This window comes from Streptomyces sp. NPDC002643, from assembly GCF_053592555.1.
This window is the reverse complement of sequence record NZ_JBSFVY010000015.1, coordinates 188,204-214,469: the sequence shown is the minus strand read 5'-3', so window position 1 is coordinate 214,469 and position 26,266 is coordinate 188,204. Positions and strand designations below refer to the sequence as shown.

The following is a 26,266-nucleotide window of genomic DNA, read 5'->3' as shown; positions in this document are numbered from 1 at the left end:
CCCAGGCGGCCATCACAACGTCGGTCGCCCCTCCCCATTTCTTCCCCGGCTTCAAGGAGGCCCGTCTTTTTCATGCCTGAATCCGTAGAACCCCACGGTGATGGGGAGTTGGAGCCGATAAGGATTCCGGATTCCCACCTCGAAGGAATCGAGGCAAGGGTCCGGAAGCTGATGGAGCAGTCCGCCCAGCAGGCCCAGCAGCTCGACCACCTCGCCACCGGGCCGATTCCAGGTCCGTCACCGTTCGCCGCGTTCGGCATGCCGGTGTTCGGTGGACCCGTTCCGTCCGTTTCGCCCGAGCCGCGTCCGATTGCGGAGCTGGAGGGCGAGGAGTACGAGGACGAACTGGACGCCCTGAGCGACTGGGTCGACGACTTCCTGATGCCGGTGTACGGGGCCGAGGTCACGACGGCGGCGCCCTGGTGCCTGCAGTGGCAGGAGCACGACGACGTCGTGGCCTGGCTCCACGCGCTCTGGCTCGCCTACCAGCAGCACAAGGACCCTGAAGCCGGCCTGACCGGGCTGTTCGTATGGCACCGGGACTTCCTCACCCAAGCCATCGCGGCGGTCCGGGCGCCCGGTGGTCCGCTGTCGGCGTGCATGACCTCTCCGGAGCGGCCCGCACATCGGGTCCTGCCCGGCCCGCCGCCCTCGGCCCGCACGGAGAAGACGGACACGGCCGAGACGGGGACACCCGGCTTCGGTGAGACGGACGAGTCGACGTCATGAGCGCGGGGCAGCCGGCTTTCGGCCTCAGCTTCGATCCCCGGGCCCTGACCGACCTTCTCCAGGCCCCCGGCGACATCCGCGACCTGACGCTCGCGTACCTGCAGGACGTGGTGAACGCCGAGCGGTTCGGGATCAAACTGACCGGTGACCTGGAGGGCTACCGCAAGCTGTTCGTGGATTCCCGTAAGGAGTGGCGGGTCGTCTACGCCGTGCGCCCCGCACCGCCCACGTCCGTGCACCGCAACGACATCCACGTCGTGGCCGTCCGGCCACGGGCGGGCAACGACGTCTACGACACCGTCGGGCAACGCCTGGGCATGGCCCGCAGGCCCCTGAGCGCCCGCACCCACGCCGCCCGCTCCCGCTCCCCGCAGCTCACCGCTCGCGGGCCCGTGCCGAAGCCGGGACCGCTGCCCTCCGCGATGCCCGGCCTGCCCCACCCGGCCCGCGCCTCCTCCCCGCACCGCGCCCGCTGACACCAGGAACACCCGCCTATGCCCCCTGATCCCGCGCCGGGAACAGCCCGGCGCGCCATCTCCGCACTCGACCGCCGCGTTGAGGCCGCGACCGGCCGCGACATAGACACCCTGTGGGCCTATCGCGACCGAGGCGTCCTCGACGAGCCGCACGCACGCCTGGCCGACCGGCACCGCGAGCTGGCCAAGGCCGAGACCAGCGTGACCTTCCACCGACAACTCCTGAACCGGCTCACCAACGGCGAGTTCCCCGTCGACTCCGCCCTGCTCGCTCGGATCGGCCGCACAGTGCATCAGATGGAGGAGGCCGCTGGTGAACGCGACGCTGCTGCGGCCCGCGTGATCGCCGCCCTGGAGCCGATCGAGACCGCCGCACGCACCACTGAGCCGGATGGTCGCGAACCGCTTCCGGTAGCCGACCGGGCGGCGCTGCTGGCCATCGCCGGGGGCGCCAAGCTGCATGAGCATCTCCTGTCCGGCCGGATGTCCGTGGTCACCGCCTCCGGCACCCGGATCCCGTACACCCACCTGCAGCGGCTCGAAGCGGCCGGGCTGGTCTCCCGTGACACCAGCCATCCGGTCCACGCCGGGCAGCCGGTCGCCTTGACCGACGCCGCCCGCGCTGCACTGGCCGACAGCCCCCGCCCGACCCCGACGGCCGCCCCGGCCAGTGCCCGGCCCGGGGCCTGGCCGACCTCCTCCGGGCGCCGCCGCTGACCCCCACTCACCTATCGAAAGAGCCTATGCCCCCGCCCGAACTGGACTTTCTGCTGGACGGCTTCGAGGCCGCCGACGAGCGGACCGAGGAGGCGTTCTGGCACGCGATCGAGATCGATCAGGACATGCTCACCGCACTCGCCGAGCACCACACCCCCGACGGGTCGCAGAGCTACTACGTCCTGCACAACGGCGCCGTCACCTGGGGCATCCCCGGTGAACCGCAGATCGTCGCCCTGCACCTGCAGCGGGAGACGGAGCGACGAACCTTCCGCTTCGAGCACGCGCAACTGCCCCTGCCCGCGATGGCGCAGTCCTGGCTCATTCACCGGGGCTGCCTCCCAGATGCCATCGGCCTCATGCCCGGCATGGGAACCGCGCCTGCGGATGAGACGACCCGCGCGCTGGAACAGCGGCTCATGGGCGACGGGGATCACTTCGCTCTCCTGCACAGCTACACCCGGGACGACCCCGACGACGACGTGACCACCGTCGTGGTCCTTCGCGCCCTCGATGAGCGCAGTTCCGCGCCGTTCCGTGTGCTGCACGAGGAAGCGGACACCGACGCGGGGACCCACACCCTGCGCGAGGGCGGCTTCGCCACCGTCGCCGAAGCCCTCCAGTGGTGCGGCAACCGCCTGGGCGGAGAGACCGCGCCATTGCCACCCATCCGGCTCACGGCCCGCTCCACCGGGCCCTTGGGTGCGGCGCCGGCACCCCCTGCGCAGCGCCCGCCCGGCCGAAACCGCTGACCCTCAAATCCGCTGAGTGGGGGCGAAACATAGCCGACGATCGCCGGTTAGCCAAACCGGCGAATCCATGGACTCTTAAACCGCCAGCGGAGCGAAAGCCCAGTCCGGCACTACCTCAGAATGCCCATTCCCTGTACGGAGGTTACTTCCGCATGCCCTCCATCCGAATAGCCGTCCTCTCTTGCTGCTCTCCTCCGCCGGCATACCAGCAATTCCCATGCCCTGGAAAGGAGTTCCCCAATGTCCGATGGCATTGAGGATGTCGTGAGCGTGCTCACGGAACAGATCGAGCGCCGCTTCGAGATGAGCATGGACGAACTGGCCGCCGCAGTGGCTGCGGCGCCGGACGCGAACCCCGAAGCCACCGACATCGTCAAGTGGCACGGGCTCCTCACCGAGTCCCAGGCGGTGCTCAGGCGTGCCGAGGACGACCTTCTCGCAGTTCTGGAGACCCCGCCCAGTGAGCTCGACGGCCCGACGATGGACCTCGCTCACCGCGTCAATGCGGCCGTGACCGCCCGTGACGGGCGGGCCTTGGTCGTGCGGTGGCTCCTCGACCCCCACGCTCCCGGGAAGAAGGACCTAGCCGCCGAACGCCTGGGCCGCAGGATCCGCCGAGACCCGGCCGTGCCCACCAGCACGCCGGTTGCCCGGCCGATGACGGCGCAGGCAACCGGTAGAGGAGTCCTGCGGTGAGCGTCAGCGACAAGCCCTGCACCCTGGACGGCCGGTTCCGGGTGGTCTTCGGCGCCCCCATCGCCGAGCTGTACGAGACGGCCGCCGGTCCGGACGCCTCCACCGCGCTGACCCGGGCGCTTGAAATGCGCTCGTTCCTGGCCTTGGCCGAGGAACAGGTCACCCGGATTTGCGAACGCGTGCACGAAGCGATGACCCCCGAGCGTGACCTGGACGAGCTGTCCGCGGACCAGTTGCGGATGGACGCGCAGTGGCTGGAGGCGGCGCTCAGCGCCCGCGACGGCTACCGCACGGCCCTCGTCGACCTGCTGCGCACCATGTCGCCGCCCGGCCGGCGGACCCGCCCGGTCCGCATGCCCCAGCAGACGATCACCACCACCCTGCCCCCTGCCAGCGCCGCCCCGGCACCCCAGCGTGCTGGGGCGGCCGGGGAGCGCCGACCGTGAAAGCCCCGCCGCTTGCCCCACCTCACGTCCGTCCAGATCGCCGCACGGATCGAGGAGTTGTACGGCGCTTCGCTGAGCGACCTCGAAGCCCACGCCCAGGAACAGCCGCCCGGCATGCTCGCCGCCCTCCTTGGCGGCCACCACACGCTCGACTTCGCCGAGCGGAGCATCACCGTCCACCGCGAGCGGCTTGAGCAACTCGTCCACCCCGAACGGCAGATCGGCACCTTCGAGGTGTCGCACATCCTCGACTGCGCCCGCCGTCTCGCCGAAGCCGTGGCCGTCCGCGACACCCAGGCCGCCACTACTCAAGCGGTCCTGCAGAGCCTCGGCCGCACTGACACTCCGGAACCGCCTGCCGCCGTTCCTGCTCCGCCCGTACCGGCAGCCCGCGCCGTCCCGAGCCGCTGACCCGATTGGGCCCCTGCCCGTCCGCACCCAGGAGTTCCCCCCTTTGGCCACCACCGGTCTGCCACCCGCCGCCGATGCCGACATCGCCCGGGTCACCGAAGCCCTCCACATGATCACCCCGCGCTGGAACGTGCGGATCCTGCTGGCCCTGAACGAGCCGCCGCAGCGCTACACACAGATCGCGACCAGACTGCCCTACCTCCACAGCGGTCAGCTTCACCCCAAGATCCGCTCGCTGTGCGACGCCGGCCTGGCCGAGCGCACCGAGCACTCCGCCCACCACGTCACCTACAGCCTCACCCAGCGCGGCCGACAGCTCCTGCCGGCGCTGGCGGCGATCGCCGCCTGGGCCGAGGAGCATCTGGAACAGCCGGAGCAGCCGTTGTCCGCGATCGAGCAGATCGAGGACAGCCTCACCCTCCTCGCCCGCCGACAAGCCCCGGCGATCCTGTGGGTACTCAAGGCGCGCCAGGAGGCGAGCGCCCGGGCCCTGGCCCGCCTCGTCATCCCCGACGGCTACTGGACCAGCATCTACCCGCCGCTGCGCCAGCTCATCGACGACGGCCTGGTGATGACCGCGGGCAAGAGCCAGCCCTACCGCCTCTCACCGGGCGGCGCCGGACTCGGTCACGTCTTCGGCGCGCTGTCCATGTGGGCCGCCGGACGACCGGTCGAGCATGCGCCAAGGCACCCGCTCTGGGGCCGACCGGCGCCCAACACCGCGACAGATGCTAGCGCGTGGGTCAGCTATCAGCCCCGGATTCCGGTCCCATCCGCCCGACCGGCACCCGCTGTGCAGACCCAGCCCGCCCATCGCCCGGCCTGGCAGAACAGCGACTTGTTCTCCCACACACCTGCGGCCCGCCCGATACCCGCCCCGCTGGCCGGAGGGGTTCGCCGATGATGCCCGCCCTCTCTCCCCAGCAGTTCCGGGCCGCGTGCACGGCGCTGTCCTCGCCCGGCCTGATTCGCCTGATCAGCGAGATCGACGACCACGGGGCCATCCCGCCCCGCACGCTGGCATGCACCCTCACGGACCTCACCAGGGACCAGATCCGGCGGGCAACCGAGCAGGCGGACGCGCTCGGCCTCCTCGACCGTTCGCATCCGGGTCTTGGGCTCACCCCAGCCGGAGGGGCCCTCGCCGACCTCTACGACGCGACCGCCCGCTGGGCCCGACGCCACAACTACCCGGCACCGGTCTGCGACTTCGCCGGACGGATCCGCCACACCTACGCCCTGCTGAGCGAGGCGTCCGCGGATCCTCGCCCCAGGGAGGGTGAGGCCGACGCCGAACTCGGCCGTATCCACCGGCTGCTGGCCGAATGGGTCTACACGCACCAAACCCAGCAGATGCGCGGCGACCACGGCGTCGCCGCATGACGCCGGACGCCGGGGAGCGTTCCACCGCCGGCCTTAGGCGCAGGATCTATCTGCCGCGCGGGGCGGATGCCGCCGCGTTCGCGATGACCACCTACGGCATACCCCTGCTCGTCCTGGCCACCACCGGATCCGCGGCCCTGACCGGGCTGGCTTTCGCGCTGGAGTGGCTTCCGAGGATCGGGGCGTTCACCGTGGCCGGCACCCTCGTCGACCGCTACGGCACGGCCCGCGTCTTCCGTGCCGCCTGCCTCGCGCGGGCCGTGGCCGTGCTCGCCGCCGCCGTCGTTCTCGCCGTCCTTGACGCCCGAACGCTGGCTGCGACGGTCACAGTGATGCTGCTCGCCGCCTCGACCGGCGTACTCACCGAGTTCAGTTTCGTAGCGGCTGAAACCGCTGGCAGTCAGGCCAGCCGGAAGGCCGGCGACAGGGCGCACCGGGTGCAGTCCGTGCTGCTGGGGATCGACCAGACCGCCACGCTGGCCGGGCCTGCAATCTCCGGCCTGTTGCTGCAGCACGGCGGACCGGCCGCCATGCTCGGCACGCTCGCGAGCCTGTCCCTCCTCGCAGCCGCCCTCGGCCCCCGCGTACGCACCGCTGCTCCGCTCGGCGTGGCCTCCGCGAAGCGGGGGCTGCGAGCGGGATGGGCAACGCTGCGTTCACTGCCGGCCCTCGCATGGCTGGTGGGCGGCCTGGTCGTCTCCAACGGAGCCATGGCACTCCTGCAGGCCGCCGTCCCGGTCGTCATCGTCACCGAACTGGACCACTCCAGCGCGGATGCCGGAGTCATCTGGTCCGCCGCAGCCGTCGCCTCCCTGCTCGCCATCACCGCATCCCGCCGCGCGATCGACCGCTGGGGCCTGTGGCCGGTCGGCGCCGTGGCCGCCACGGTCGCAGCCGCAGCGACGTTCGCCGTCGCCCAGGCCGACACCTACCGCGGCTATGTGGTGCTGATTGCCGTCGTGATGGCCGGTGAGGGGAGCCTCACGGTCGTCTTTCGTACCCTGCGCTGCCGCCTGATCCCGCCCGAGGTGTTCGCCAGCACCCTCGCCGTGACGGTCCTGCTGCTCCTGCTGCCCTTCCCCGCCGCCGGTCTGCTCGTCGCGGCCGTGCCACCCGCCCAGCTCGGGCACGCCATCACCGTCGCCGCCGCCGGCCAGGCCCTCGGCTTCGCGGTCGCCTTCGCCCGCCTTCGCACCCTCCCCGCTCTGCCCACATCGCCGGCCTGACCCTCCCGGTACGAAAGGAGCCTTCGCCGCTCATGTCCACCATCACGCAGACCGGACTGCCCGGCCTCGATCTCACGCACCAGGGTGTTCGGCCGTCGATCACCCAGCAGTTCCACGCCTTCGATGCCGGCCACCCCTGGGTGTACCGGGCTCTGGAGCAGCTTGTCGTCCAGCGTCTCGCGACCGGCGCGACGCGGGTCGGCATGAAGGCGCTGTTCGAGGCGCTGCGCTGGCGCCATCCCCACGGTGTGAAGGGCCTCAACAACAACTACACCGCGCTCTACGCGCGGCGGTTGCTCGCCGCGCACCCGGAGTGGGCCTGCGCCATCGAGGTCCGCCGGCGGCGCAGCGCGTGACCAACGGCCAGCACACCCCATCCGCCACCAGATCCTCCGAGGAGCCTTCTTGTCCGACCGTACTGGTAAACCGCGCTATCAGATCATGCGGAATACCCCCAAGCGCCACGGTCGTCGCGGGGCGGCGACATGACCTCCTTCTATCAGGACGACACGGTCACACTCCTTTTGGGCGATGCCCTCGATGCCCTCCGCGAGATGCCGGACCGGTCCGTCGACTGCATCGTCACCTCACCGCCGTACTACGGCCTTCGTGACTACGGCATGCCTGGCCAGTACGGTCTGGAGCGCACCCCTGTCGCCTATGCGGAAAGCCTGCGTCAAGTTTTCGCAGAGGCACGTCGAGTCCTGACGGACGACGGGACGTTTTGGCTCAACCTTGGTGACAGTTACGCCTCCCCACGCAGCTTGGCAGGCCAACACGGCCACGGCCAGGGTAAGGGCCGCACCTTTGACGCAGAAGGCCGCCCCGGACCGCGCACCGTACCTCCGAAGAATCTATTTGGCATTCCGTGGCGGGTGGCATTCGCACTGCAAGACGATGGCTGGATCCTCCGTAACGCGATCATTTGGTCGAAATCCAACGCGATGCCCGAGTCGGTGACTGACCGGCTTTCCACGCGCCATGAGTACCTTTTCCTCTTCGTCAAGCAACCGCGTTACTGGTTCGACCTTGACGCCATTCGTCAACCGCACGCACCCAGCACGCTCCGCTCATACACCACGCGAAGTGGCTACAAGGCCCCTGGCCAGACCCTGAATGTGAAGTCTCGCCCCTCCGGCGAGAAGGGGAAGAACCCGGGTGACGTCTGGTCGATCGCCACCAAGCCTTACCCCAAAGCTCACTTCGCAGTCTTCCCGGTCGACCTTCCACTGCGCTGTATCACCGCCGGTTGCAAGCCAAACGGAACTGTGCTCGACCCGTTCAGCGGTGCAGGAACCACCGGACTGGCGGCCCGGCAGCTTGGCCGACGGTACGTCGGCATCGACCTGAATCCCGAGTATCACCAGCTGACCATTGACCGCCTCGCCCTCAAATCATCGCTAGCCGATGACGGAGCCGCACGATGAACCACCCAATTTCCGCGCCCGACAATTCCCCGGGTTCTCCTGTCGTCCTGGTCGTGGCCGCTGCCGACATGGAAGCCGAGGCGTATCGCCGCTACTGCCTTGAGCCCGTGGCCGCCGCCTACGACGTCGTCCTGATCACCAGCGATGAACCCTCGTGGGAAGTGCCGTTCATCCGGGACTGCGTGGTCGTGCCCGACCCCACCGACCAGGCGGCGCTGTCCGCCGCCGGCCGGGCCCTGGCCGACCGCTACGACCTGGCCGGTGTGTTCACCTGGACCGAGTGGTACCTCGTCCCGGTCGCCCGCCTCGCACGCCAGCTCGGCCTGCCCACCACGGTGCCCGAGGTGATGCAGGCATGCCGCAACAAGGCCACCACGAGGAGCCTGTTCGCCCGCCACGGTGTCCCCTCCACAGCATCGGTGAGCGTGCGCACCCGCCAGGAGGCGGAGGCCGCGGCAGAGCGGATCGGCTACCCGGTTGTTCTGAAGCCCGCCGCGCACGCGGCGAGCATGGGCGTGATCCGTGTTGACGGCCCCGAACAGGTCGCCGCCGCCTACGACTTCGCCGCCCGGGCCGCCGGGCTGGGGACGGAGAGCACGAGCGTGCTGGTCGAGGAGTACCTCGACGGACCCGAGGTCTCGGTCGAATGCGTCACCTACCGGGGCGAGACCACCGTGGTCGCGGTCACCCGCAAGACCATCAGCGCACCCCCGTTCTTCGAAGAACTCTCCCACTCGGTCGACGCGTCCGACCCGCTGATCGACGTGGTCGCCCCGGCGGCGCGGGCCGCGATCGGCGCGCTCGGCATCTCCGACGGCGTCAGCCACGTCGAAATGCGCCTGGTGCACGGCCGGCCCCGGCTCATCGAGGTCAACGGTCGCATAGCCGGGGACATGATCGGATACCTGGTGCGCCTCGCCACCGGCATTGACCTGCCCCGTGCGGCGGCCGACATCGCCTGCGACCGCACCCCCGACCTCACCCCCACCCGGAGCTCGGCCGCCGCGATCCACCTGATCTACCCCGAGACCTCCGGCACCCTCACAGCCCTCCGCTTCAACGGTCCCCGGCCGCCGTGGCTGGAGCAGATCTCCTTCCAGCACAGCGTCGGCGACCGGCTGCTGCGGCCGCCCGAGGGAGACATGTTCTCCGCCCGGATCGGCTTCCTGATCACCACAGGCGCCTGCGCCGAAGACGCCCGGCACCGCGGCCAGGAGGCGCTGCGCGCCCTCACCTTTGACGTGGCGCCCCACCAGGCCGGCCAGGGCACGGGGGCGGATCTGCTCGCATGAAGACGGCACCCATCGCGGTCCGCCGCAGCCGTGGCCTGCTGACCGGCTACTTCTTCGGCCTCGGCGTGGTGATGGCCATCTGGGGCGCCAGGATGCCGGCCGTTCAGCAGGCCGCCCACCTGAGCACCGCACACCTGGCGCTGGTGCTGCTGGCCGCCGCGCTCGGCATGGTCGCAGGACTGCAGGCCGGAGGCCGTCTCGCCCAGCCAGCGCGCCTTCCTACCCTGCTCACGTCGGGCGCCGTGGGCCTTGCCGTATGCCTCGTCCTCCTAGGCCAGTGCGACAGCATGCCATCCCTGCTCACCGCCGCCCTTGCGTTCGGTATCGCGCACGGTGTGCTGGACGTGGCCGTCAACTCCGCGGCGGTGCGCTGCCAGAACGCCGCTGGCAGACCCATCATGTCCTCCCTCCACGCTGCCTACTCCATCGGCGCCCTCACGGGAGCCGCCCTGGCCGTCGTCACCGCCCGCGCCGCGCACGGCACCCTCTTCCTCGCCACCGGCCTGATGCTCACCGGCGTCGCGCTCGCCGCCGCCCCCGCAACCCGCTCCCTGACTGGTGCGGATCAGGCAGCCGCACCCGCCGGCCCTGGGCAGAGCGAGGCGCGGTCGGCACTCTCCTGCGGGAAGCTGTGGCTGCTGGGCGCGCTGGCCGCGTCGTGCCTGCTGGGGGAGGGAGCGGCAGCCGACTGGGCCGCCATTCACCTGCACAGCCTGGATGCCTCTACGGCCGTGAGCGCAGCCGCGTTCGCCCTCTACAGCGCGGCCATGGCCACCGGACGACTCACCGGAGACCGGCTCACCGCAACCTTCGGAGCCCCCGCTGTCGTACGGACCGGCGCACTCCTTGCCACGGCCGGGCTTGCCACCGGCGCCGTCACCTCCAGCACCCCGCTGGCCTTGGCCGGCTGGGCCCTGTTCGGGCTCGGCCTATCCATCACCGTTCCCTGCCTGATCACGGCTGCCGGAGCCGGCGGCCCACGAGCCGTGGCCACCGTCGCCGTCACCGGCTACCTCGGCCTTCTCGCCGGACCCGCCCTCATCGGCGCCCTTGCCACCGTCACCACCCTGTCCACCGCACTGCTGCTGCCCACCCTCCTCGCAGCCGCCGTCGCAGCCCTGGCCCACCGAGCCCTGGAGAAACCCACCCCTTGACCCTCACCACCGCGAACCCCGCCCTCGACGCTGTGATCCTCGACTACAACGGCGTCATCGGCCTACAGCCCGACGCCGACCAGTGGCGTCACCTCGCCGACCTCGCCAACCGGCCCGACGACATCACCTCGTTCCAGAACTCCTTCTGGAACGCCCGCGAGGCGTACGACGCCGGCCAGCTCAGCGACCTGGCGTACTGGGCCCGCGTACTGGGCTACCACCCCGGCCCGCGCATGCTGCGCGAACTGCGCGCCGCCGACACCGCCATGTGGACCACGGTGGACCACCGCGTCGTCTCCGTCCTACGGCGCACCCACCAACTCGGGCTGCCGATGGTGCTGCTGTCCAACGCCCCGCACCCGCTCAGCGATGTCCTCGACACCCACGACTGGTGCCGCCGACTGATGACCCGGGCCCTGTACTCCGCCCGGCTTCAGGTGTGCAAACCGGACCCTGCCGCCTACCAGCAGGCCCTGGACGCCACCGACGCCGCAGACTCGCAGCGCGTGCTGTTCGTCGATGACCGGGCGGACAACTGCCGCGCCGCCGCCCGCCTCGGACTGCGCACGCTGCACTACACCGGCCAGCCCACAGCCCTGGAAGCAGCACTGCTGCCCCACACCGGCTGACCCATTCCCCAACGCCTACCTCTCAGGACCTGCGTGCCACCCCACGACGACCTTTCCACCATCGACGGGGACGTCTACGTCTCCCCGCGCTACCTCGCCGCCGCCACCGTGGTCGGCGACCCCGGCCTCGCGCCGCTCCGTGACCTTGGCTGGGAACTGGAGCACGACGACCTCGGCAACGCCTACGTTCACGCACCCGACCGCAAGGTCCGCCTCGGCTACCTGCCCGAAGGCGAGGACGACGGCCTGTGGCGCATCAACGCCTACACGGATCCCTTCGGCCCGCCGGCCTGGGGCGTCTGTTTCAACAACTCTTGCCCGACCGAGTTCGTCACCGCGTTCACCACCGCGCTCGCCGAAGCGTACGAACAGGGCCCCAACGCCTACCTCGCGACGCCGAAGCTGGGCAGCGCGGACCGCGACCCGTTCCTCGCCGTCATACCGCTCATCAACCGCGGCTGGCTGATCGACCAACCACGGTGGGGCGTCTTCGCAATCCAGTCGGCCGACGGCTACGCGGGGCTGGAGTTCACCACCGGCCGCCTCGACCCGGAAGCCGAGCTGACCACTCGCGATGCCCGCTGGCAGCTGTGGGCCGGCACGTCCATCGACCGCCCTGCCTGGTACGCCACCGCAAGCACCGACACCCCCGTGGCCCTGATCAAGGCCGTCACCGAATGCGTGTCCGATTCCGCGCCGCTGCCCCGCTGGCGGGAGGAAACGTACAGCTACGTCAAGGGCATGGCCCAGCTCACTCCGGTCATCCCGCCCCGGCCGTCGGCCCCCACACCGCTCGACGTCCAGCGCGCCGCCGCCCGCCGCCCGGTCGCCCTTCCTGCTTCCAGCGTCCCGCGCTGGAGCACCACCAGTCGGCCCGCTCTGCTCGGCCCCGGCCGTTGACCACCTGCCACCTCACCGTTCGACCGGAGGCATCCGTTTGGCGTTGTACGCCCGCGAGTTCTTCATGGAGCACCTGAACCTCCCGTTCACCGAGGCAGGCGTTGTCGGCAGCACCTACTACGCGACCCCCGTTCCCGGTGGCCCGCTGAGGCTGCGGATCGACTTCGCCCGGACCATCCGCGCAGACGAGTACAACGGCCTGCGCCTGGCCACCATCCACCAGGACAGAGGCGAACTCGACGCCGCGGTCCTGCGGTTCGAGGACCACAAAACCTTCGACCACCGCGACGCATCCCAGAGCCGCGGCCCTTCGCACTCGGGATACGGCACGTTCCAGGAGTTCCGTGACCGTCCCGACTGGGTGCCCTGGGAACATGCCCACACAGGCGGACTACGCAGCGCCATCGAGCAGTACGTCGCCGTCTGGTTCCCCGGCGCCTGGAAGACGCCCACGCCGACCCGCGCTGCGGGACGTACCGCGGGCAAGGTCCTGCCCCCGTCGGCCGTCCGTGGTGGGAGCCGCTCTCGCCATGCTCCCAGCCGAACCCGCTGACCACCTCTGTATACCGACCAAGGAGCCCCGTTTCTCGTGCACGCTCGTATCGTCCGCGGCGCCGTCCGATCAGCTGCCGTCGCCACCGCGGTGACCGGCACACTCACTTGGGCACAAGCAGCGACCGCCCAGGGGGCCGAGCCAACGCCTTCCACCTCGACTGCTCCCTTCGAGACCTCCGAGTCCGACACGGGCAGCGTCACCATCACCAAGGAGGACCCGGCCGGGGACGTTGTCCAGGGCGCCTCGTTCCTCCTGCTCGACGTCACCGGTCGGGAGGCCGGACGCGGGGAGACCGACACTCAGGGGAAGCTGACCTTCACCGATCTTGCCCCCGGCGTCTACCGGCTGAAGGAAACCGCCTCCGGCAGCCCTCTCCACGACACCGTTGCCGATCAGGATGTCATCGTCGCCCCCGGCGCCACCGCCCGCCTGAGCATCGTCGACCCGTTCAAGCCCGCCCAGGTCCTCCTGAAGGCCAAGGACAGCACAACGGGCAAGCTGCTGCCGGGCGCCACCGTGAACATCGGGTCAGGTGACAAGACCCTGCTGACCCTCACCACCGGTCCCAAGGGCACGGCGGCCGGCGAATTGCCGGTGTCCAGCCGCAAGGCCGAGTTCTGGGTCAAGCAGATCAAGGCCCCTGCGGGATACGGCATTTCAAAGCCGACGAAGACCTTCACCGCCGGACCCGGCGCCCCGGTCACGGTGACCGTCACCAACACCAGGACCGCCACCACGCCCAAGCCCACCAATAAGCCGACGGACAAGCCGACCCCTACCCCGTCCACGCCTGCGGACAGTCCGACCGAGAGCACTTCTGGCGGGTCAACGTCCATTCCGCAGGCCACCGGCACACCAGACACCAATTCCATGATTGCCGCGTCCGCAGACGAGTCGGACTCCGCGTCACGGAAGACTCCGGTCGGCTCCCTCGCCCACACCGGTGCCGACGCCACCCCGTGGATCACCGGCGGTGCCGGACTCCTGCTCGCCGGCGGCATCGGCGTGGTCATCGCCGTGCGCCGCCGTACGGGCTCCGAGCCAGAGCAGGACGAGGACGCCGACACGAACTGACCGGCCTTCTCCCCTACCAGGCCCCTGGGACCGAGTCCCGGGGGCCTGGTGCGTATCCGTGCTCTTGCACCATCGTCTTCACGCCTGCCTGAGGCTTGATGGGAAGTGGGTATGCCCAGCTCAGAGTTGGTGCAGCGTGTTCCTTCGAAACGCCGCTTGCGTTCGACGGGAACGCCTGAAGCCTCAGAGTTGGTGGCCATATCCGATGAAGTGCCCGCCTCCGGTCCCGTACGGGTGGACTCCCGCCGTACCGGCGCGGCCCATGCTTTTGTGCTGCGAAACTGTCCGTACTACCTCAGGGCGGATGGCGGGACGGACGACAGATGGCCACCATGCAAGACGGCCCCTTCGGCGCTTACACCGAAGAGGCGGAGTCCTTCGGCGAACTGCCCCACGGCGAGCTCGACGAATACCTGCGGCCGTTCGAAGCCGGACTGCTGATGGCGGCCGGCCGCATGCTGGCCGTCCGCGCCTACCGCGATGCCGCCCACTACGCAGACCGCCCGTTCGACCAAGGCGAGAAAGACGCCCCCGCGACGGTACTGAGCCTGCTGCCCGAGACGTGCGACGGCCAGGGCCGCACCTTCCGCCGGGACGTGGCGCGCGCCTTCTGGGACCTGGCCGACGACCTCACGGCCGGGCGCGCCCCGCTCCCACGCTGCCAGGCCGAGACCTGGGCCCTCACGGTCATGCTGGACGCAGCACCCCGCATGTGCGCCGCCGACGACGAGGAACTGACCGCGCTCGGCGTGCCCATCCCCTCGGACACGGACGAATCCTCCTACCGGGCACCATACTTCGAAGAGGAAGCCTGGGCGTTCGTCATCGAGGACGCCAAGTACACCATTCCCGAGGCCCAAGCACCTTCCCCCGCCGAGGAGACAGCGGACGACACCGAGGAGGCCGACGAGGTCCCGGAGGCCGAAGGCGGCTGGGACGCCCCCGCCTACTGGTTCTCCCCTTACGGCATCACCCGCCGCCGCGACGCCGAGCGAGGCCACCCGCGCTGGGCCGACACCCCCGAACAGAGCCCTGCACCCTCGGGGCTGCCTAGCACCGAGCGGGCAGCGCACCTGCTGGGCCTGGGCGAGGACTTCGACCCATGGCAGGCGGCACAGAGCGATGCGCTGCGCCCCCGGCTGCGGACGATGGCGGACACCCTGACCCCCCTGGCTGCGCGACTGCTGACGGTGGCCGCCGGGATGGTGGCCGAGCGGGGCTGGCACGACCTGCTCGCCCACGGCGACCGAGTCTTCGCACGCCCCGACGACGAAGAGGAGGACGCCTGGGAGCTGGAGGACTCCTTCCTCCGGCAACTGCCGCCGCTGTGCGACGGCCAGTCCGCCGCCTGGCGCATGGCCATGGTGCGCGCCGTGGAGAACCTGGCCGACGACCTCCGCTCCGGACGCGCCCCACTGCCCAGCTGCACCGCCGAGGAACTCGCGTTCCACCTGATCCTCGCCGAGGCCGAAACGGTCCTGGACTACCTCGACGAGGACGACGAGTACGCCCAGGAGGTGGGCCTGCCGGCTGGCGACCGGTTCACGGTCCGCCACCGCACTTTCGATCACTGGCGGGAAGCCTTCCTGCAGGACGAAGACGTCCTGCTCCACTACGACCAGAACCTCGCCGGCATCGCCGCCGACCCCGACCACCCGGTAAGCCAACAAGCCGGCACGGGAGACCTGCGCCCCCGCGCCTGGTTCGCGCCCTTCGGCAACATCCGCGCTCGCTCCCCTCGCCCCCTGACAGACCAGGACCGCGCGCGCCTCGCCGACGCGGACCCCGACACCTTCTTCGCCAGCACCCCAGCCCTGGCCGAAGCGCCCATCCCGGCCGCCGAGGCGGACACGGTCATCGTGCTGCCCGACGGGCTCCGCGACGAATTCGAACACTTCACCGGCCTGGCCCAGCGCCGCTTCTTCGACGAGCCCTGCGCCATCGCAATGGCCGCAAGCCTGGACCGTCTGCTCACCCAGCTCTTCGACACCGACACCGTGGTGCCCTTCGATATCTGGCCGCTCAACCCCCGCGCCATGGCCGTCAAGACCGGCCTGCTGCTCGTCGACCCCGACTTCTGCCTTCAGGGATACACCCGCACCTGGCGCCTGAGCGCCGACCGCACGGACCGCGAGGCACGCGAGTGGGCCGTCGCCCTCCTGGAGGACTGCGCCAAGTACATTCTGGCCAACTACGGGCACACCGCCATGGACTTCCTTCGAGGCGGCCAGCCCACTTCGCCCCTGGATCCCCAGCTCTATGACGTGCTGCCTGCTCGCCTGCGCGAACTCGCACGGGACCTCACCACAGCCGGCCTGCTGCGCCACCGCCTCCGCGACCTTGGCATGAGCGGCGCCCAGCTCGCCGAGGAAGCCATTCTTCCCGAACTTCTGGTCACCGCCTGGCTCGACGGTGCTCCCGTGACCCCCTCCCAGCTCCTGCGCTGCGCGCCGGCCCTGCAGTTGTCTGAGGACGTCCTGCTCGCCGTGCTGGAGGGCAAGCGAGACACGGAGTACTGGCCGCTGCCTGTTCCGCCACCGGACCAGCAGGGCCGCCCCGAGTGACCAGCTTGGCTGGACGCGTCGGACACTCCGTGCGGAGCCCCTCCAGACTCGCGTAGGCCCATAGGCCGTACGACCGGGGATCACACACGACGGGGCCTCGACCAGTCGCTGCGGTATGGGTCAGGGACGCCCCCTGGCGCTCGTGGAGCCCGACATGCTGGAAGCGGGGTGGAGACGATGACGTGGTGGTCGGCTGGGATACGGATGATTGCGACTTCGAGCCATGGTCAGCGCCGGAAATCGCCTGGACAGTGTTCGAACACTTGGTCACACTGAGGGATCGATTGGTGACGCTGAGAAGGGGAGGGTGTTCGTGTCGACGAAGTCCACGCCCGGGGATGGGCAGCACGGCAAGGGCAGCAAGGGTGTCGTGGGCGGCGAGCCGCAGCGCGGTACCGTCGCCTTCGTAAAGGACCTGGCCCGGGGCGTGCTTGCCCTGCGGCGCCGGTGAGCTTGCTCCCGCTGTTCGAGGACGGGGCCGGCCGGAGGTCAGCGGATCCGCTGGCACTGGCCGGACCCGCTCCCGTTATCGACCTGGAAGCTCTCGCGCTGCTGCTGGCGCCACCCGCGCTGCTGGGGGAATTCGTGCCCCGCTCGCCGTGGAAAGGCGTCGAGCGCGTCCCGGGCGAGATCCCGCCGGCGGTTCCTGGCTCGCTGCCCCGCGCGTTCTCCCAGGCGGTGGAAACGGTGACCGCGGACGCCGAGGTGACCGGTGTGCTGGTCTCCGGTGGTTTGGACTCCCTGGCCGTCCTGGTCCACGCGCTGCGGGCTGCCCAGGGGCGGCGGGTGATCGCCTTCACCACCGACCTGACGGACGACGCCGGCGGCAGTGCCGCTGACGTGGTCCGGCGACTGCTGGCCGCTCTGGCGCTGCCCGCCGAGCTGGTCGTGCTGGATCCGGCCCGGGACCGTGCCGAGCCGGTCTGGTCGCCCGCAGGGCCGCGGCTGGACGCGCTCCCCGAGGTGAACGCCGCTGCCGCCGACCGGGCCGCGGAACTCGGCGTTCAGGTGCTGCTGTCCGGTGACGGCGCGGACGAGTTGCTGGGCGTCCCGCGTTTTGCGACCGCGGCGGTGGCCGCCCGCCGCGGAGTGCGGGCTGCTGCCCGGTATGCGACCGACGTCGCCGCCTCCGGCCCCGGTCTGCCCGGTGAGATGGCCGCAGCGGCGGCCCGGCTGCTGCCGCGCAGGATACGGGCGCGGGCGTATTGGGCGGCGAACTGGCCCGCCTGGTGTGATCCGGTCGCCCCCGCAGTACTCGCCGAGCCGTACCGGTCGGCGGCGACCACATGGGCGAGGCAGTGGGTGGATGCCCAGATCGCCGCGCATGCGGGGGCCGGGCGGTCGTGGGCCGAGGCCGACGCACAAGATGCGGCGTTCCCCCGCGAGGCAATCCCTCCGGCCGGAGTTGTTCCGGAGGCTTCGCCGTTCCTGCACAAGACGTTTCTCGCCGCCGCGCTCGCGCTGCCGCTGGGTGACCGCTACCACCCCGGCCTGCCGTCCGGCTACCTGCGGTGCAAGGCCCAGGTAGTGCGGCTGCTGCCCGCCCACGCGCTGCCGGTGCTGCCGCGGCGCAAGCAGTACTTCAAGGCAGCGCTCGCCAACGCATCCGCATCCGCGTGCCAAGCGCCGCGGTGCGTGGAGGCGGGACTGCTCGACGGCGACACACTGGCGGCCGAGACCGACCCGGCCGTGCTGCTGGTCGTCGCGGCGCTGGAGCGGTGGCTGGCCGGGGCCGAGAACAAGGCCGCAGCTGTCGCAGCCGACTGATCGGCCCAGGCCAGGATCATCGCGTCTGCTGGACGCCCGGACACCCGATGCATCTACGGGCGGCGGGTGAAAGAGTGCAAGCGATCGACCTCGGTGAAGCCGGCCCGGTCGTACATGCCATTGGCAGCGGTGCGGTCGCGCTCCAGGTTGCCAGGCGGGGCGTCGTCGTCGACGTAGAGGATCGCCTCGCAGGCGCCGAGCCCGGTGAGCATGTCCAGAGCCGTGCCAAGCAGCGCCAGGCCGAGGCCCCGCCTGCGGGCGGCGGGGACCACGCTGATCCACCACAGCACGCCGATCCCGGCGACGGGGCGGCCGATGGTGGCCTCAGCGGCCAGTTCCCCGTCGGCGCGAACCTCCAGGCGCTTACCCGGCGGATCCTCGCACTCGTTGACAGTGACGTGAGCGGCGTGCGGCAGCCCTGCGACGGGCAGGGAGACACGCATGTAGCGCCACAGGTCGCGGCCGGTGAACCCAGCTTCTTCAAGTGCCCGGCGGGTAACCGGGCGGTGGCGTGCTGGCAGACCTTCCAGGCCGAGGGTGAGGGCGGAGGCGAACTCGAAGGCGTGCACGGTGCGCGGGCCGAACCGGTCGAGCGCGTGGACGATCAGCGCGTTGGCAACGGCGGCATCCTCGCGGCAGTGCAGCCACAGGAGGAACCCAGCCCCGTCGCTGGGGCGGGTGGCGTAGGAAACGATGCCCAGCACCTGGCCCGTGCCGTCGTGCACCACGTCCGTGACAGGCGGGTCGAGTTCGGCCCACCAGCCGCCGTCCACCGGCGAACGGCCAGCCAGCGCCTCGGCGAGCATCGCCGACGTGATCAATGGCTGGCCGGGCAACGGGTCAGCGGCCACCAGATCGAGAACCGCAGCCACGTCGTCAGCCCGGTAGGGCCGTACCGACAGCTGCGTTGCCGGACCGAACGTTGTGATCCCCACGGACATGCTCCGCCCTTCTCGCCGGGTGTCTCCTTCCAAGCCTGCCCCCGCTTGCGCCCTTGCGCCATCACCTTCGTCAGTGTCAGGCCCATCCCACCGCACAACAGATGCGCCTCACGGTGACGAATAAGCGATCGACAGTTCGTTGCCGGTGGACGGCCCGCCCTGGGCGGGGCGCTGTCCGAGCAGGTTGGAGGTGAATCCGCTCGCGTCGACCGAGCTCAGGTCCACGCCCTCGGCACCGATAGCGTTCACCGTGAACGGTCCCGCCCGAAGGCCGTCGAGGCGCGGGATCTCGGTGTCCTTCGTCACGACGACCGTGCAGCTTCCGTCCGCACAGGCCCGCAGCTCGGCCGGTGACGGCTTCATCGGCTTCACCGCGGTCGGCGGCGGCGACGAGGAGGGCTTCGTGGGTGTGGGCGAGGCGGGCGACGGTTCGGTCGAACGCCAGGGTGCGGCTGACGCGGGCGCCCCCGCGTCGCCGCCCGAGTCGGAGCCGCAGCCGGTCAGCGCGGCGGCGAGGGCCAGGGCGCAGACGGTCCCCGCCGGGCCCCGCGCCGCAGACAGTCTGGCCCTACGGCGGTGCGCCCTCCGGCGGCGAGGCGATGATTTCGATTTGGGACCCCACAGTTCAAGTCGCGGGTTCAGCGACCGGGTCATAGACCGGACGTATGGTGCTGCGACCGCCAGTGGAACCGATGCTGGCGCAGGCCCGAGACCGGCTGCCCGCACCCGGAGCCCTGCCCGGCGGCCTGATCTTCCAGCTGAAGTTTGACGGCTATCGCGCCCTGCTCTTCACGGCGTGTCCCGCGCCCGGTGCCGTGCTCGTGCAGTCCCGCCGAGGGCGTCTGGTCCAGGAGCGATTCCCTGACCTCGTCCGTGCGGCCGAGCGTCTGCCCGACGGCCTGGTCCTCGATGGCGAGCTGGTCGTATGGGCCGATGAGCAACTGTCGTTCGAGGCGCTGCAACGACGGGCTGCATCCAGCGGGCGCGCAGCTGCCCGGCTGGCCGAGGAACTGCCCGCGCACTTCATCGCCTTCGATGTGCTGCAGGTTAACGGCCGGGAGCTGGTACGCGAACCGTATGCCCACCGGCGCGCGGTGTTGGAGGAACTGTTCACCTCCATCGGGCTGGCCGCGCCGTGGACCCTCTGCCCAGAGACCAGCGATGTACGCACAGCACAGGAGTGGCTGACCGCATGGACCGAGGCGCCCGGCGTGGAAGGTCTCGTGATCAAGGGTCGGGAGCAAAGATACCTGCCAGGGGTTCGCGGCTGGTACAAGATCCGCCGTCGGGACACCACCGAGGGCATCGTCGGCGCCATCACCGGCACTCTGCACCGACCCCAGACCGTCCTACTTGGCCGCTACGACCAGGACCGGGTGCTGCGGCTCGTGGCCCGCAGCACCCAACTGCACCCCGAGGCGGCCCGGCGCCTCGCTGACCAGCTCACCGTGGCGGGGCCGGGACACCCCTGGGCGAGCGTGCGTTTCACGACGTCGTGGGCATCGCACACCCCGCTCGACGTCGTCCTCGTCGAGCCGGACATGGTTGCCGAGATCGATGTGGACACTGCACAGGACCGCGGAGCCTGGCGGCATCCGGTGCGGCTTGTCCGTCTCCGGGAGGACATGGCGCCCGGCGATGTAGCGGCCTTCGGCCAGGGCGCGGTGCCGGCCTCCGGGTGAGCGCTGCCGATCAGCCGGACGAGCCCTCGGTGCTCGCGGCATCGGCCGCCCGACAGGCCGGGCACACAACCTGGGCCTTGGGGCCGTAGCGGCGGGTGAGCCCCTGGCAGCGCGGGCAGAAGCCGACCTCTGCAGGCAGGCAGCCGAGCAGGAGCGCGGCGGCTGCCCGGTCCATCGAGGGGTCGATGCGCTGCGGCATCTCATCCATGCGTCCGAATGTACGTCCGGCGCTACTTCCGGGCAGGTCGAGAGCGGTCGCGTCGCTCACGCAACGTCGATGCCCAGCTCGGTGCCCGGCCGGCAGAACTGGCACGGCTCGGTATCGGGTCGGTGATCGCGGTCCGTGCCTCGTCGGCCCTGATCCGATGCGGCGTGCTCTCGATCATGGTGCAGTCGGCCATGTGGATCACGGCCTGACGACATGATCGCCAAGGCGGCGGGTCAGGTAATCGACAGCGCTCCTCGGAACTGAGTGCCCTGGACTGCTTTCCAACGTCGTTCCACGGCATGCTGGCGTGAGGCTCCAGGAAGGCCGGGCGGATTCCCGGAGCCGCACCCACTCACCTGAGGAACCCGACTTGGTCAGCTCCCGGCGGGGCTCGATTTCGCCGTCGCGGCGCGGGACCACCTCTGCCTGTGAAGAGGGCGGCCGGCGGAGGTACGTTTCGGTTCCGCCTCATCAGCCTGCGTCCGGTCTGGTGCTGCACGCGTGGGCTGAGCTGTTCTACCGTGGAGTCGATCGATATCGGCTGGGGAGTGCGACGAGTGACGGCGGCAATGGCACGGCTCTGCGATTGGGTCGTCAACAAGAATCAGGTTTGGGTGCACGGTGACTGGATCACCGATGGTCACGTCGCTCTCGACATGGGCGCCATCCCTGGCCTGGACCCCCAGGAGGTAGCCCGGGATGGGCAATGGGTGCTCCGCAAGGCGCAGCCGTCACGATGGGTAGCCGAAGGACATCCGGACCTTTCGGACGCCATCCCCACCGCAGACGGCGCCGACTGGAACGCGGTCGCCTGGTCAGTCTGGGTGACGCGGGGCCTGCGGGTCGGTGCGGTGAACGGCACGGCCGTGACAGTCGACGATGCGTGGCTGTCGCGTCTTCCGGACGGCTACCGGATCGAGGGGGCTCCCGGTCGTAGTGTGCTACGGATCGTGCATGAGGAACCCGTCCCGGCGCTGCTATCCGGGGGCACCGCGCGGCGCACCGCGGTCGGGGTCGTCACGCCAGTGGCGATCGAGGGATCGGACTCCATCATCGAGGCCATTGTGAAGGAGCTGGGCACCTAGGGAACGATGTGAGCGTTGCCCCCACGCCTGGGTTCATCGTCTAATTTTTCACCATTTGTCCGATGTTATCCTGCGGCCGGTGACCGTGAGGCAGACGTACCAGCCCGCGTGTGGCGTGTCGACCTGTCCTGATCTCCGCTGGTGGGGGAGTATCAGCGAACCGCTGACTGAACCGCCGTCTGCCATCGAACTGTTCGGCAGGCTCCTGGGATGTGTTCAGCGGGTATCGGGGAGGCTTTGGCCGTGCTTGGCTGCCTCGTCAAGCGCTTCTCTGGTCATGCCCAGAAACGCCTTGCGCGCCGATAGGAATTTCATGCCGGCCTCGTGCACGGTGTCGCCGCGGTCGGCAAGGCCGTTCGTCGCGGCTGCTTCTGCGTACTCCCGAACGTCTTGGACCAGAGAAGACATCTGGTCGACGAGGTTCTGTGCTGCCTCCGCGACGGTCGCGGGACCTTCCAGCACCACAACGAGTCCTGCACTCTCGGAGTCCTTGAACTTCATCCTGATCGCGGCGATCCGGGCTTCATCGAGCGGTACCGGCGATCGTCCGGCCCGCAGTTCGCGGAAGAAGGCTTGGTTGTCTCGGTCAGCGGCCGTTAGAGCTTCGAGGAATGAGAGGTAGGCAGATTGTCGGCGTTCACGGCGCCAGCGCATATGCTCAACCCGCAATTCATTTAATTGCACCCGGCTTTGTGTTTCTTCTCTGCGCTGTTCCGCTCGGGCTGTGATGAAGGCGGTGAGGGCGGCCCCCATGAGGGTGCCCAGCATGCCCACGACTGATACGACGACGGCGGTCATACCGGCGTGCCTTCCCCAAGGCGGTCCCGCGCACCCCGGCACGGGCCGAATGGCACGTCGGCCGACGGGATAGGAACTGTCCGCAGACCGCCCGCGCGAACCCAGTCGGGACAGACCAGTGGGCTACACAGGACTAACTTCAGGACGGTAGTTCGCCGGGGGCAGACAGGAAAGAACCAAGAAGGGCTGGTCAACAGGATCAGACCCATGTCAACCTAGACGACCTTCCCGTAAGCCCCAGGTCGGAGAGGTGATCGCACGTGACCCGTGGCTCCCGTGAGCCCCGGATTCTCCTCCGCCGTCCAAGCCCTGAAGCTGCGTCAATGGCAGCTCGGCCCAGGCCAACTCACGCTCGTCATCGATCAATTCTCCGCCGATGACTTCCACATGGTTATGGACGACCGCGCCGACGCACACGTCAATTCGAGGGACGGCGCCGTTTCTACCTGGGATGGTTCCCGCTCGGCCGCCTCGGGACCGACGGCGAAGGATGGAAGATCGCCGTCACCGGTGCCGCGAAGGTTCGCGGGTACAGCATGTCCTTCGGCTCCGGGAGACCCGGCGCTCAATCTCTCGACGATCCATCGGACGGCGCGCCGCACCGCCGCCCGGTAAACCCGCTTCCTGTATGCAAGGAGACTTCTCGTGGAGACCTCGGAGATGACCGTCGGTGATCTCATCGACCGCTTGTCCTCCTGCGACCGGACCGCGCCCTTGCGGCTGGCGATGAACCCGTTCTTCCCCATGGCCCACTGCCCAGAACAGGTCATCGAAGCCCGCGATGAAGCCGGACGGCCCGTCGTCTACCTGGCCGAGGCAGGGGACGGGAACAGCCAGCTCGGACATCTGCCGCCCGAGGTAGCCGTCGCCCTGACCTGGCAGGCCCCCGTCCAGGCGCCACCGCGCCGCCCCCGCCGTACCGCTGGCGGACACTAGACCCGCACCCAGCCCCTGGAGGCGCTCCTGAACCCCAACCCCCCGCTCGACCCGTCCGCCCCGAACCGCGCCCAGCCCGTGTACTGGGTTGGTCCCCGGCACCTGGCCGGTGACGACGGACGTCTTTACGATGCCGTCGCCGACACGCTCGCTGGCCTCGGCTGGACAAGCCTGACGATCGTCCGCGGACGCCAGGAGCCGGACGAGGCCCCGGAGGACCGGCAGGTGTTGCGCAGCACCGTCATCCACATCAGCCCCGACGCCCTCCGGTGGGCCCAATGGGTGCTGCCGGACGAGCCGTTCCGCCTTGGCGGGCTGCCGATCGCCTGGCAGGTCTGCGCCCGCGAGGACGCGACCGCGCCGCTCGCGCAGTGGTCCGCCTCCTTCACTCCCGACGTTCCGGGCGAGGTCCTCGTCGACTTCCTCCTTGCTCTCGACGCCCGTGACGAGCCCACCGCCGCGTTCACCGGACCCGAGCTGGTCCTCGACGCTGTCACCGCGCACGGCTGGCTCCGCGACGTCGACCAGCCCGATGTGGGTGCGACGGACCCGACGTTCACTTCCCACCTGTGCCTTGGCGAGGTACCGCCCCTCATCCAGGACGCCGATCCCCGCGTCCTGATCCTCGATGAGGACGAGCCGGGACCTGCCGGATGGCAGGCATGGGCAGCGCCGGTGCTGGGCGCGCGCTGTTTGTGGGCCGTGTCCTTCAGCGCCAGCGTGCCGCACGACCTCGTCGTGGCCTTCGCCGCCTCCCTCAGCTCCACCGCGCCGGTCCTGCGCCGGGTCCTGCCCGAGAGCACGCGGGACCGACTTCTGCGCGCCCCGGCCAGCTGACTACCGGCGCACCGTTCGCACACGAAAGCCCGGCCTCCCGATTCTTTCGGGAGGCCGGGCCTGTCTGTACCGGCCTGCTCCTACGCCTCCTCCGAGCTGTCCCCGGAGGACTGGATCCGCCATGGCGCCCCGGCCGTCCGCGTGGCTGGGGGCGCCATGGCGCTGGAGGGGGAGCGTCAGCGGGCTGCTGTCGCCTTGGCGAGTGCCTTGTCGATGTGGCGGTCGACGAGAGTAGGCGAGCCGGAGAGGACGAGCAGCAGGCTGCCGTCGCGGATCGCGGTCTGCTTGACCACGGTGCTCCGTCCTCCGGCGGAGAACGTCAGGAGCTGGCTCCAATGCTCGTCGCCGAGGCCGTGGGGTGTCGGCAGCTTCTGCGAGGCCATGTCGATCGGGGTGCCGTCGGCGACGACCTGATAGGTCGGGCAGTCGGTCATGGCGTCGAAGATCCGGCCGATGCCGTCGGACAGCTTATCCGCGCTGTCGCTGTACAACTCCTCCGAGAGCTCTGAGGAGCTGCCGCCGTAGGTGAAGCTGGCCTTCGCCTTGTGCGGGAAGGTGAGCGTGCCGCCGGTCGCCGCGTCGCCGCCTAGCTCGCTCAGAGCAGGGCACCCGATGACGGTGACGTCGTCATGCTGGGTGGGGCGCTCCGGCCTGCGCAGGTAGCCGCTGCCGAGGTCGTTCTGGTCGAGCAGCCGCGTCTCCAGCGCGGCCGACGTGAGCGGAGCAGCCTGCTGGGCTGCGTCGGCTGGCTTCCCGGTACGGGCGGAGGCGGCGGTGTCGGGCTTGGTGCTGGTGGTGCAGGCGGGCACGGCGAGGAGGGCGGCGGTGATGCCGAGGACTGTGGTGGCGACGCGAGCGCGCATGACGGAACTGACCCCTTGGTGCTAGGCGACGGGTGGTCAGTGCGGGCCCGCGGGCCCGGTGGGGTCGTAGGAGTGGGGGTCAGTGCCCGAGGTAGCGCAGGCAGTCCTCGAACGTGGCGTGCGTCGCGTCCGTCGGCCCGGAGTTCCGGTTGAACCAGGCGGTGTCGAGGCGGGTCTCCTGCTGCTGGTGGCCGGCCCGGCAACGCAGCCAGATCTGGCCGCGGGTGGAGAGGATGAGCCAGTCCCGGTACGCGCCGCACTTGGAGCAGGCGACCATCTCACCGTCGAGGACGAGCGGCTGCTTCCACGGCATCATCGTGCCCTCGACCTGGTCGCGGCTGGGCACCCGCAGCTCCGGCGGAAGGAAGTCGTCCACCACCGCGCTCGGCTCGATGTGTTCCGGCTCGACCGGTGGCACCCCGATCCCGGGCGGGACCTGATTTTGCAGCCGTGCCGACAGCTCGAAGAATCGGCGCTGCTCCTCGCTGGGCTCCTTGGCCCGGCGGCGTATTCGGTGAAACATCCTGGCGTCCTCCTTTGCCTCGTCCTGCTCGCTTCATGATCGTGCCCTACGCCCCTGGCGGTTTCAATTCACAAAGTCCACAGTCCCCTTCGGGCAGGTCATCAGGCGTTTTCTGCCTCCTGGGGTCGCGGATGACGAGTTGGCCACGGCGCGTGTCTCCGAGCGGATGAGTGATGTCCCCTTGGTGTGCCCGA

32 protein-coding genes and 1 pseudogene are annotated in these 26,266 nt (G+C 70.0%); 26 read left to right on the top strand and 7 right to left on the bottom strand.

The features are described from left to right. Positions 1-171: 171 nt before the first annotated feature. The 21 genes from ACWD4G_RS24085 (at position 172) to ACWD4G_RS23985 (ending at position 18,199) form a co-directional block, all read left to right on the top strand. Positions 172-729, top strand: a complete 558-nt coding sequence (locus tag ACWD4G_RS24085; protein WP_451296672.1) for a DUF4913 domain-containing protein — start codon at positions 172-174, stop codon at positions 727-729. Then, positions 726-1,205: a hypothetical protein gene (locus tag ACWD4G_RS24080; protein WP_451296605.1), complete on the top strand. Its 480-nt coding sequence runs from the start codon at positions 726-728 to the stop codon at positions 1,203-1,205. The genes ACWD4G_RS24085 and ACWD4G_RS24080 overlap by 4 nt, the downstream gene beginning before the upstream one ends. 18 nt (positions 1,206-1,223) lie before the next feature. Further along, positions 1,224-1,922 carry a hypothetical protein gene (locus ACWD4G_RS24075; protein WP_451296603.1) on the top strand — a complete coding sequence of 233 codons (699 nt, stop codon included), beginning with the start codon at positions 1,224-1,226 and terminating at the stop codon, positions 1,920-1,922. Positions 1,923-1,948: 26 nt separating this feature from the next. Then, entirely contained in the window at positions 1,949-2,674 is a 726-nt protein-coding gene (locus ACWD4G_RS24070; RefSeq protein ID WP_451296601.1) for a hypothetical protein, read from the top strand. A gap of 240 nt (positions 2,675-2,914) precedes the next feature. Continuing rightward, positions 2,915-3,370 carry a hypothetical protein gene (locus ACWD4G_RS24065; protein ID WP_451296599.1) on the top strand — a complete coding sequence of 152 codons (456 nt, stop codon included), beginning with the start codon at positions 2,915-2,917 and terminating at the stop codon, positions 3,368-3,370. Continuing rightward, complete coding sequence (locus tag ACWD4G_RS24060) at positions 3,367-3,816, top strand: hypothetical protein (protein WP_451296597.1); 450 nt, start codon at positions 3,367-3,369, stop codon at positions 3,814-3,816. The genes ACWD4G_RS24065 and ACWD4G_RS24060 overlap by 4 nt, the downstream gene beginning before the upstream one ends. 12 nt (positions 3,817-3,828) lie before the next feature. Next, a complete protein-coding gene (locus ACWD4G_RS24055; RefSeq protein WP_451296595.1) occupies positions 3,829-4,227 on the top strand; it encodes a hypothetical protein in 399 nt (132 codons plus the stop codon). Between the two features lie 43 nt (positions 4,228-4,270). Then, on the top strand, positions 4,271-5,131 hold the full coding sequence (locus ACWD4G_RS24050) for a winged helix-turn-helix transcriptional regulator (RefSeq protein WP_451296593.1): 861 nt from the start codon (positions 4,271-4,273) through the stop codon (positions 5,129-5,131). Beyond that, complete coding sequence (locus tag ACWD4G_RS24045) at positions 5,128-5,610, top strand: hypothetical protein (protein WP_451296591.1); 483 nt, start codon at positions 5,128-5,130, stop codon at positions 5,608-5,610. The genes ACWD4G_RS24050 and ACWD4G_RS24045 overlap by 4 nt, the downstream gene beginning before the upstream one ends. After that, on the top strand, positions 5,607-6,836 hold the full coding sequence (locus ACWD4G_RS24040) for an MFS transporter (protein WP_451296589.1): 1,230 nt from the start codon (positions 5,607-5,609) through the stop codon (positions 6,834-6,836). The genes ACWD4G_RS24045 and ACWD4G_RS24040 overlap by 4 nt, the downstream gene beginning before the upstream one ends. A 32-nt stretch (positions 6,837-6,868) precedes the next feature. Then, positions 6,869-7,192, top strand: a complete 324-nt coding sequence (locus tag ACWD4G_RS24035; RefSeq protein WP_451296587.1) for a hypothetical protein — start codon at positions 6,869-6,871, stop codon at positions 7,190-7,192. 129 nt (positions 7,193-7,321) lie between these two features. Next, positions 7,322-8,263, top strand: a complete 942-nt coding sequence (locus tag ACWD4G_RS24030; RefSeq protein WP_451296585.1) for a DNA-methyltransferase — start codon at positions 7,322-7,324, stop codon at positions 8,261-8,263. 68 nt (positions 8,264-8,331) lie between these two features. Continuing rightward, the gene (locus ACWD4G_RS24025) at positions 8,332-9,555 is read left to right on the top strand and encodes an ATP-grasp domain-containing protein (RefSeq protein WP_451296670.1); all 1,224 of its coding nucleotides are present in this window, start codon (positions 8,332-8,334) and stop codon (positions 9,553-9,555) included. Beyond that, on the top strand, positions 9,552-10,709 hold the full coding sequence (locus ACWD4G_RS24020; protein ID WP_451296583.1) for an MFS transporter: 1,158 nt from the start codon (positions 9,552-9,554) through the stop codon (positions 10,707-10,709). Before ACWD4G_RS24025 ends, ACWD4G_RS24020 begins: the two co-directional genes overlap by 4 nt. Next, a complete protein-coding gene (locus tag ACWD4G_RS24015; RefSeq protein ID WP_451296581.1) occupies positions 10,706-11,338 on the top strand; it encodes an HAD family hydrolase in 633 nt (210 codons plus the stop codon). Before ACWD4G_RS24020 ends, ACWD4G_RS24015 begins: the two co-directional genes overlap by 4 nt. 33 nt (positions 11,339-11,371) lie before the next feature. Next, on the top strand, positions 11,372-12,238 hold the full coding sequence (locus ACWD4G_RS24010) for a DUF317 domain-containing protein (protein WP_451296579.1): 867 nt from the start codon (positions 11,372-11,374) through the stop codon (positions 12,236-12,238). A gap of 37 nt (positions 12,239-12,275) precedes the next feature. Continuing rightward, positions 12,276-12,791 (top strand): hypothetical protein, encoded by a 516-nt coding sequence (locus ACWD4G_RS24005; protein WP_451296577.1) that lies wholly within the window; start codon positions 12,276-12,278, stop codon positions 12,789-12,791. 36 nt (positions 12,792-12,827) lie between these two features. Further along, positions 12,828-13,868 (top strand): MSCRAMM family protein, encoded by a 1,041-nt coding sequence (locus ACWD4G_RS24000; RefSeq protein ID WP_451296575.1) that lies wholly within the window; start codon positions 12,828-12,830, stop codon positions 13,866-13,868. A gap of 323 nt (positions 13,869-14,191) precedes the next feature. After that, positions 14,192-16,432: a hypothetical protein gene (locus ACWD4G_RS23995; RefSeq protein ID WP_451296573.1), complete on the top strand. Its 2,241-nt coding sequence runs from the start codon at positions 14,192-14,194 to the stop codon at positions 16,430-16,432. Between the two features lie 313 nt (positions 16,433-16,745). Next, on the top strand, positions 16,746-16,883 hold the full coding sequence (locus ACWD4G_RS23990) for a hypothetical protein (RefSeq protein ID WP_451296571.1): 138 nt from the start codon (positions 16,746-16,748) through the stop codon (positions 16,881-16,883). Next, the gene (locus tag ACWD4G_RS23985; protein WP_451296569.1) at positions 16,880-18,199 is read left to right on the top strand and encodes an asparagine synthase-related protein; all 1,320 of its coding nucleotides are present in this window, start codon (positions 16,880-16,882) and stop codon (positions 18,197-18,199) included. The genes ACWD4G_RS23990 and ACWD4G_RS23985 overlap by 4 nt, the downstream gene beginning before the upstream one ends. Positions 18,200-18,252: 53 nt before the next feature. Here the strand turns inward: ACWD4G_RS23985 and ACWD4G_RS23980 are convergent, their stop codons facing one another. Beyond that, positions 18,253-19,140, bottom strand: a complete 888-nt coding sequence (locus ACWD4G_RS23980) for a GNAT family N-acetyltransferase (protein ID WP_451296568.1) — start codon at positions 19,138-19,140, stop codon at positions 18,253-18,255. 108 nt (positions 19,141-19,248) lie between these two features. Further along, positions 19,249-19,503 (bottom strand): hypothetical protein, encoded by a 255-nt coding sequence (locus ACWD4G_RS23975; RefSeq protein WP_451296566.1) that lies wholly within the window; start codon positions 19,501-19,503, stop codon positions 19,249-19,251. Between the two features lie 302 nt (positions 19,504-19,805). Between ACWD4G_RS23975 and ACWD4G_RS23970 the strand changes: the two genes are divergently transcribed. Beyond that, entirely contained in the window at positions 19,806-20,822 is a 1,017-nt protein-coding gene (locus ACWD4G_RS23970) for an ATP-dependent DNA ligase (protein ID WP_451296564.1), read from the top strand. A gap of 10 nt (positions 20,823-20,832) precedes the next feature. On the opposite strand, the gene ACWD4G_RS23965 is transcribed toward ACWD4G_RS23970, so the two are convergent. Then, positions 20,833-21,030 (bottom strand): hypothetical protein, encoded by a 198-nt coding sequence (locus ACWD4G_RS23965; RefSeq protein WP_451296562.1) that lies wholly within the window; start codon positions 21,028-21,030, stop codon positions 20,833-20,835. Between the two features lie 22 nt (positions 21,031-21,052). Further along, positions 21,053-21,208, bottom strand: coding sequence for a hypothetical protein (locus ACWD4G_RS23960; RefSeq protein WP_451296668.1), 156 nt, complete (start codon positions 21,206-21,208; stop codon positions 21,053-21,055). A gap of 343 nt (positions 21,209-21,551) precedes the next feature. Here ACWD4G_RS23960 and ACWD4G_RS23955 point away from each other — a divergent pair, with 343 nt between their 5' ends. Beyond that, entirely contained in the window at positions 21,552-22,115 is a 564-nt protein-coding gene (locus tag ACWD4G_RS23955; protein ID WP_451296560.1) for a hypothetical protein, read from the top strand. A gap of 216 nt (positions 22,116-22,331) precedes the next feature. On the opposite strand, the gene ACWD4G_RS23950 is transcribed toward ACWD4G_RS23955, so the two are convergent. After that, entirely contained in the window at positions 22,332-22,913 is a 582-nt protein-coding gene (locus tag ACWD4G_RS23950) for a hypothetical protein (RefSeq protein ID WP_451296558.1), read from the bottom strand. Positions 22,914-23,189: 276 nt separating this feature from the next. Between ACWD4G_RS23950 and ACWD4G_RS23945 the strand changes: the two are divergent. The 3 genes and pseudogenes from ACWD4G_RS23945 to ACWD4G_RS23935 all read left to right on the top strand — a co-directional run bounded on the left by ACWD4G_RS23945 (position 23,190) and on the right by ACWD4G_RS23935 (position 24,686). Next, positions 23,190-23,587: pseudogene (locus ACWD4G_RS23945) on the top strand (DUF317 domain-containing protein). Continuing rightward, positions 23,559-23,849: a hypothetical protein gene (locus tag ACWD4G_RS23940; RefSeq protein ID WP_451296556.1), complete on the top strand. Its 291-nt coding sequence runs from the start codon at positions 23,559-23,561 to the stop codon at positions 23,847-23,849. The pseudogene ACWD4G_RS23945 and the gene ACWD4G_RS23940 overlap by 29 nt, the downstream one beginning before the upstream one ends. Positions 23,850-23,864: 15 nt before the next feature. Next, positions 23,865-24,686 carry a DUF317 domain-containing protein gene (locus ACWD4G_RS23935; protein ID WP_451296666.1) on the top strand — a complete coding sequence of 274 codons (822 nt, stop codon included), beginning with the start codon at positions 23,865-23,867 and terminating at the stop codon, positions 24,684-24,686. Positions 24,687-24,862: 176 nt separating this feature from the next. Here ACWD4G_RS23935 and ACWD4G_RS23930 read toward each other — a convergent pair whose 3' ends face one another. Then, a complete protein-coding gene (locus ACWD4G_RS23930) occupies positions 24,863-25,549 on the bottom strand; it encodes a hypothetical protein (RefSeq protein WP_451296554.1) in 687 nt (228 codons plus the stop codon). Between the two features lie 79 nt (positions 25,550-25,628). Next, positions 25,629-26,072: a hypothetical protein gene (locus tag ACWD4G_RS23925; protein WP_451296552.1), complete on the bottom strand. Its 444-nt coding sequence runs from the start codon at positions 26,070-26,072 to the stop codon at positions 25,629-25,631. Between the last annotated feature and the right edge of the window lie 194 nt (positions 26,073-26,266).